We start from the raw sequence: 8,165 nt of genomic DNA on the forward strand, positions 1-8,165 counted from the left end.
GAACGTTGTCGGAACCCGCCCAGTTGTGGGAGGTCTGGTAGAGGGTGCCGGGCCGCGCCGAGGTGGCGTTGCCGAACAGGTTGGCGGCGTCACCCGGCACGAAGGATTTGTTCCCCCCCTTGCCGTCGGCCGGATTGTGGCAGGTAAGGCAGAGGTTGGTGTACCCCTGGGTCCCCAGGGTGCTGTGGCTCTGGTGGCAGCCGCTGCAGCTATAGCCGTTGGCCGTGTTATGGGGATAGTCCACCGCCAGCGCAGGGGACGACAGCAGGACTAAGGCGGTGAGTAGCGCTACGGTATAGCCCACAGTTTTCTTCATAAACAGACTCCAGCATGTAGAATTAACGTACGTGCAATACGCTATGACTAACCGCACGACTCGGCCCCCCTTTATCTTGCACTGGGAACGCTTTTCGGCAGCAACAACCTACCAAACCTTACGACGAAGGGACATACGGAGATACTAGGCTGACAGCAGGCGCCTGACATGGAATTGCCAGGCGCCTCGTTGGTAGTGCAGAAACCAGCTATCAGGGGAGATAGGACACCGTAACATCGTTGACAATCGGCGTGACAGCAGCATCGGTCGATTGCAGGGTAAGCTCAACCTCCAGCCACTGGGATGCAGGAGTCGTCACGGTCGTTGTCATGGGGGTATAAGGATAGTAAATTGCGGACCAGCTGGCAGCCCCCAGTCCCGCTTCGGTGTTTGCCCCCCTGGTTCTGAACTTAACCGTCGTATTGGTAGGGGTAGTACCGTTCCAGGAAATTGTCGACCAGTTTACGACTGCCCCGGCATTCAGCTTGAGATTGGTAACGGTACTTGGCGAATAGTAAACGAGCGGTGTCTTAACGCCGGTTATGAGGGATTGGACGGGGACAATCCGGTCGGTGGTGCTGTTGTCCCCCAGTCGCCCATTGCCATTGTAACCCCAGGCCCAGATCGAACCGTCGTTTTTCAGGGCCAGGGAATGAATGCTTCCTGCCGCCACCTTAATAACACCAGAATTGCTCCCCATGTTGGCGACCTGGACTGGTGCAATCCGCTGCGTGTTGCTATTGTCCCCCAACTGCCCAAGTGAGTTGTCGCCCCAGGCCCAGACCGAACCGTCGGATTTTAAGGCCAACGAGAAATTGCTCCCTGCAGCCACAGCTATCACGCCAGCACCGGGGCCAAGGCCATAAACCTGAACCGGGACAAGCCGCTGGGTGGTACTGTTGTCCCCCAATTGACCATTGGCATTGGAACCCCAGGCCCAGACCGAGCCGTCATCTTTCAGGGCCAACGTATGGTAGCTCCCCGCAGCCACAGCTATTACGCCGGCACCGGCACCCAGCCCGTTAACCTGGGTCGGTGCGAGACGATTGGTGATACTGTTGTCCCCTACTTGCCCGTTGGAATTGAACCCCCAGGCCCACGCCGAACCATCAGTTTTGACGGCAACGGAGTGAAGTTCACCGGCAGCAATCCCGGAAACTCCGGAACTGAGAGTCGGGACGGCAGTGGGCGTGGACCTTCCCCCTACATCGTTAGTGCCAAGCTGACCGTGACCGCCGTACCCCCAGGCCCAGACCGAGCCGTTTGATTTCAGTGCGAGGGAATGGAGAGATCCGGCTGCTACCTTGACGGTGCCTGACAGTATACCCAGACCCGATACCATGACCGGTGATGTGCGGGTAGTTGTAAATCCGTCGCCGAGTTGATAATTGGTGTTTTGCCCCCAGGCCCAGACACTGCCGTCTGACAGCACGGCCAGGGAATGATATGAGCCTGCGGCAATGCCGACGACTCCCGTTCCCGCAATGAGAGTACGTGCAGCCACCGGAGCGTTCCTGTCAATTGTGGTATTATCGCCGACTTCACCAAAGTTATTGTACCCCCAACCCCAGACCGAACCGTCCGCTTTCAGGGCCAGGGTGTGCTGACCGCCACCTGCCAGTGTGGTATTGGATACTCCGAACAGGTTCGACAGACTGGCATCGTCAGACTGGTTGGTCCCCGAGACTACTACCAGTTTTCTGCTGGTTGCTGGAGTGACCATCACCGGCACAGAACTGGCGGCAGATACAGAGTTGTTCTCGAAGTCCCCTTTGCTGGTCCAGGTGATCTTTGTCCCTGTGGTGGTAAAGCTCCATGCCGGGGCAGCACTGAGAGAGGTCGTATTAGCGAGGTAGTCCCGTGTTCTGACACGCCAGTAATAGGTAGTGCCGGCAGACAGAGGGGGGGAATACATGGTCGACGCGGTCCAGTAGCTGGTCTGCAATCCTTCCGTGAAAGTGCTGTTGGTGGCAATCTGGAAGTAGTACTGCACACTGCCCGACTCATTGTCAACAGCAGCCTTGACATTAAGGGTGGTGTTGGTCGGCAGGCCGGTGGCGCCATTTGCAGGGGTCTGGATATCAAGACCGGTGGGAGGAGTGCTGTCTATGTAATAGGGGCCCAGATCCTGAGTACCACTGGAAACATCGCCACCGTTATAGGCTTTGACATGGAGGTACCAGCTGCCATCGGCGAGTGACGTGCTGGGAAGAAAACTGCTAGACCAGGTGGGTTCGGTTTCGTTGAAGATGTATGTCGCATTCTGGTTCCAGACGTAGCGGTAATACTGCACCCCGCCGCTACCGAAGCCGGCGCTGTTAGTACAGGCTGTATTACCCGTATTGGTCCATGTGGCCGGCGTCATGGCGGGGGTCGTGACGTTGGGGGGTACCGCCATCGTGTAGGCGCTCATGTCGGCACTGGCGGCACTGTCCCCGGCTACATTGTTGTAGGCATGCAGATGGCGCGTATAGAGGGTATTGGCCGACAACCCGGACTCGTCAAGCCAGGCGAGGTTCGGGGTTGCCACGCTCGCTTTGAGCGTCTGCGCCGCATCGTGCAGGCGGAAACCGTCTTCGCTATCGGACGTATCGGCGAAGTTCCAGCGTATGGAGGTTGTAGAGAGCGCCTGGGGAGTACCGGCAGTCGGTGCCGTTGGTGGATAGGTGGTGCCGAACGACCAGGTCGAGGTATAAGAGGTCTCATTCTGGGCGGCATCCCGTGCCTTGACCCGCCAGAAATAAGTATTACTCAGGGCAAGCGTGGGGGAGTAGCTGGTTGCGGCTTGCCAGCCGCTGGTCTGGACGCCAGTAGTAAAGCCGCTATCCTTCGCAATCTGGAAGTAGTACTGCACCGAACCGCTGTCACTGTCTACCGCGGCAGTGGCATCCAGGGTGCTTCCAACCGGAACATTTCTGGCCCCATCGGCCGGGGCAGCGTTGCCAATGCCGACCGGCGCCTGGTTGTCAGTATAATGCGTCGCGTAGGTGACAGTACAGTCGTCGAGGGTCGGCGTATAGACACCGTCGCTGGTCGTGAGATTCATCTCCAGTTCCAGCCACCGGGAAGCCGGAATATTGATGGCGGAACCGGTCGTCGTGTAGTAGCCGGACCAGCTTGCGCCGGCCAGGTTTGCTTCGTTGTCAGCCCCCCGTGCCCGGAAGGTGACAGCGGTATTGGTGGGGAGAGAAGCGTTCCAGGCGACCGTCCCCCAGTTCATAACGCTGCCGGCATCGTATTTGAGGCCGATTATGCTTCCCTGAGGCTTATAGAGCCCTCTAAACAGGTTCTGAGTTGGCGTCACAACAGGGGAAGTGTAGCCGTTCCCCAATTGGCTGGCGCTGTTATCACCCCAAGCCAGAACGGTGCCGTCGGATTTGAGGGCGAGGGAGAAATTGGAATTGGCTGCCACACCCACAACACCGCTGCCAAGGCTTGAGACCGGCACCGGCGTTGTTTTAGTTGCTAAAGTCCCGTCACCCAGCTGACCAAAGCTGTTGCGGCCAACGGACCAGACCGACCCGTCGGATTTGACCACCAAAGTATGATCCTGGCCTGCTGCCAGAGAAATTATTCCCGATCCAAAAGCCGTCGCTGCAATAGGTGTCATCCTGTTGACGTAGGAACCGGCATCACCAAGCTGGCCATAATAGTCATAACCCCAGGCAAGCACCGAACCGTCCGCCTTTATGGCAAAGGAGCTGGAAACCCCTGCCACAACGCGGACAACCCCGGATCCTGCATCCACCACCTTGATGGGGATCGAACTCGCGTTGGTAGTACCATCCCCCAATTGCCCGAAGTTGTTAAGCCCCCACGCCCATACCGACCCGTCGGCCTTGACTGCCAGGGAGTGATGCTGCCCTGCTGCTATGCCGACAACCCCTGAATCCATACCGGGGACCGAAAGCGGTGTAGATTTGCTCGTACCGTTGCCGCTGGTACCATCCCCAAGCTGACCGGCCCAATTATATCCCCAGGACCAGAGAGAGCCGTCCGATTTTAGGGCCAGAGCATGACTTGATCCGGCTGCAATTGCCGTTATCCCGGTACCCAGGCTCGAAACAGAGACCGGTGTCAAACTGTAGGTGTTAGTGCCATTCCCCAGTTGGCCATCATAGTTATTTCCCCAGGACCAGACAGAACCGTCCTGTTTCAATGCCAAGGAGAAGTTCCCTCCACCCGCCAGCCGGCTCACGCCGCTTGCGAGACCGGAAACTGACACTGGGATTGGCCTCCTCGTCTGTGAGTTATCCCCCAGCTGGCCATTGCTGTTATATCCCCAGGCGACCGCCACATCACCCTTCACAGCCATGGAATGGGCATAACCCACAGCCAGCGAGGTAACCCCCGAGCCGATACCGAGATCCGTCACCTGCACCGGAGCGGACCTGTTCGGATCGCCGATGCCGAGTTGGCCGTAATCATTCAGTCCCCAGGCCAGCAGATAACGGTTTTCCTTAATGGCAAGTGAATGGTTCTGCCCTGCCGCCACCCTGGTAATCCCGGAACCTGCTGCCACAATCTCCGTAGGAGTGGTTACGGAGTACTGGGTGGCATTGTTACCCAGTTGCCCGTCGGAGTTATTTCCCCAGGCGTAGACAGCACCATTGGCTTTTACTGCAAATGAGTGATTTGCTCCTGCGGCAACTGCGATTATCCCTGAGCCGGCCCCTAGGGTCGAGACCGGATTCGGGAAACCTGCGTTGGCCGTAGCCACCTGGCCATAACTGTTTTCCCCCCACGCCCAGACCGAGCCATCAGCCTTGACCGCCAGGGAGTGTGATTTCCCGGCTGCAATGGCAATCACTCCCGACCCGACTCCGGTCACCGGCACAGGCGTGTTTCTCTGCGTATATGTCCCATCACCAAGCTGCCGATACCAGTTGGTTCCCCAAGCGAGCATGGTCCCATCTGATTTAAGTGCCAGTGAATGGTATTCCCCTGCAGCAACGGCGATTATATCCGAACCGGCCGGCAATACCTGGACAGGGGTGGTGCTTTGCGTGGTCGTCCCATTTCCCAACTGGCCGTAATTGTTATACCCCCAAGCCCAGACCGACCCGTCGGACTTGACGGCCAGACTGTGGTACTTTCCGCCGGCGGCAGCAACGACTCCCGACTCCATCCCTTGAATCAGGGTGGGAGTGGAGACGTAATAGCCACCAGGACCCAGCTGGCCGGAACCGTTGTATCCCCACCCCCAGAGCGAGCCATCGGCCTTGACAACCAGGGAATGCTCCCCCCCCGCCGCCACGGCGGTTACCCCGCTGGTCAGGCTCGGCACCGGCACGGGAGCAAATCGGTGCGCATAAGAACCGTCACCGATCTGGTAATAGTTGTTAGCACCCCAGGCCCAGACCGACCCGTCGGATTTTAGGGCCAACGAGTGGGAATTGCCGCTGGCAATGGCGGATATGCTTATAAAATCCAGAGTAACTGCGGCATTGTCAGGCTGGTTGGTGCCTGACACTACCACCTTGTCCCTTGTGGTTGCCGTTCCTGTAGTCGCGAGGTTGGCTTCAAAATCCCCCTTGTTGGTCCAGACCGCCGAATTGGCGGTGGTGGTGAATGACCAGGGCACGGTGTATGCCGTTTCGTTGCCCGCCCCGTCCCGAGCTTTTACTCGCCAGAAATAGGTCTTGTCGGCAGTGAGCGTAAAAGGACCGGTGGTTGTGCTCTGCCAGCTGCTGGTCTGCACACTCTGGGTAAAATCGCTGTCAAGGGCTACCTGGAACTGGTACTGCACCGCACCGACACCGCTGTCGGTGGCAGTGCCCACATAGACCGCCGTCTGGACCGGCAGGTTGCTGGCGCCATTCAGCGGGGCGACCATGCCAAGTCCGGTCGGAGCGGTGGCATCGTAGTAATAGGGGCCGTAATCCTTGGTTCCGTTGGGGACATTATCGCCGTTATATGATTTCACATGGAGATACCATCCCCCGTCGGCGGTGGCGGTTCTGGCCAGGACGCCGCTGCTCCACTGGGGTTCGGTATCGGTGAAGGTGTATTTGCCGTTCTGGTCCCAGGCATAGCGGTAGTACTGCACCCCGCCGGCACCAAAACCTGCCGCATTGGTAAAGGTTATGCCGGCGGTGCCGTACCAGGTCGCGACGGTCTTGTCAGCCGTGACGTTCGGAGAAAGCGACAGGGTGTACCTGCTGGCATCGACGCTTGCAGGGCCATCCCCCAGTACGTTATAGGCATGGAGATGGCGCGTGTACGGGGTATTGGCCGTCAACCCCGTTTCATCGAAGTAGGTGAGATTCGGGGTTGCCGCACTTGCTTTGACGGTCTGGGTTGCATCATGCAGTTTGAAACCGGTCTCATTGTCCGCGGCATCGGCAAAGTTCCACCGTATAGAGGTGGTGGAAAGGGCCGTCGGTACTCCCGGAACAGGGGCCGCAGGGGGACCGGACAGAATCAGGAAATTCTTGGGCACCAGAGTCCAGTTGGACGGCAGGTCCTCCGGCAGCGTGTGGTTGGCATCCCGGGCCCGAACCCTGTAGTACCACTGTTCATTGGTTATGTTGGGAGCAAGGGTCGTCGTCCAGTTGGTGGTCGATACCCAGGGTGACGTCTGCAGGTTGGCACTGGCAAAAGTGTTCGTGGTGTCAAACTGCACCTGGTATTCGACCGGTCCGCCGTCGGGGTCGGTAGATGCAGACCAGCTCACCGTCTGCGGGCAGCTCGTCGCGCAGGTCACCGGCGATGCCTTGGCGATGGTGTTCGGGATCGATGGCGGAACGGAAATATAAGGAACGGTCATATCGGCAGAGGTAATCTGCTGCCCGTCGCTGGCAACCGTTTTTACCCGATAGTGATAGGTCGAATGGTTGGTGAGACCCGGAAGGGTCACGCTGTGATTCAAGACCGATACAGCACCGTTGGCCGTTGTGCCATAGGCCGTCGACAGGCCGTAGTCAACAACTGAGCTTCCCGGAATGGTGGTCGCCCAGGTAATGGTCGCCTGGAAACTGCTGACCGACGCCACCGGACCGGAGGTTATGGCGATCTCCGGGTAGATCTTCCAGGGGGTAACCTCGTTCCAGGACTGGTCCGTGCCAGAACCGGTCTGTCCTTCGTGACAGGCAACGGTATAGTTGCCGACCCCCGGCACGTCACTGCGCCAGCTCCCCGGCAGACGGCCACCACCTGAACCGGAGGGAGTCCCGTTGTTATACCCCTTTGACGTGCACCAGCCGGCTCCGCCATTGAACGTTGCATATCCTTCCCTGCGGAAGGAATAGGGGATTTCCGAACAGACGGGAGAGCAGCACATGTACCCCCCGTTACCGGAATCGGCTATTTTGGCATTGCTCCATGCGGTCCGCCCTTTGTGCTGGCCGTCCAGACAGTTTGTCACCATCAGACGGGGGAGGACCGTACTGTTATGGGGGGAGTGACACTTGGAACAGGAATAGGAATGCTTGACCGTGGCGGAAGAGGTCTTCCAGTCCTTGACCGTCTCGTGGATCCGGTTCTTGCTCTTCCAGGAGTTGGGAGTAGCCGGGCTCGCCGTTGCCGTCAGGCTCTCCTTAGGATGGCAGCCGAGACACAACCCGTCGGCCTGGCTTTCCGATTCTCCTATTCCTGCGACCCCATCCCTGATGTTCGACCCGAAGGTATTCTGGTCAATATTGTACGGCAGACCCTCCCCCAGGTCGGGACGGGCGGTAAAACGGGTATTGTTCGCCGGCGCCGTATCCTCCCTGTAGGGAGAGGTGAGCCAGGTACCTTTCAGGAGCGGCACTGCGTACTGCTGGTTGGCACCCAGGGTCGGACTCACCCCGTGGGGGTCGTGACAGGGGGTGCAGAGCCCGTCGATGGACCCTGTCGGGGTGCTGGA

General features: G+C 58.7%; 1 protein-coding gene and 1 pseudogene. Both read right to left on the reverse strand.

Features of this window, described 5'->3' with window-relative positions:
- Window positions 1-316: pseudogene (locus KI810_RS17070) on the reverse strand (cytochrome c3 family protein); the annotation flags it as partial.
- A 211-nt stretch (window positions 317-527) separates the two neighbouring features.
- Entirely contained in the window at window positions 528-8,105 is a 7,578-nt protein-coding gene (locus KI810_RS17075) for an RCC1 domain-containing protein (RefSeq protein WP_214176782.1), read from the reverse strand.
- Between the last annotated feature and the right edge of the window lie 60 nt (window positions 8,106-8,165).

The organism is Geomobilimonas luticola, from assembly GCF_018476905.1.
GTDB lineage: Bacteria > Desulfobacterota > Desulfuromonadia > Geobacterales > Geobacteraceae > Geomobilimonas > Geomobilimonas luticola.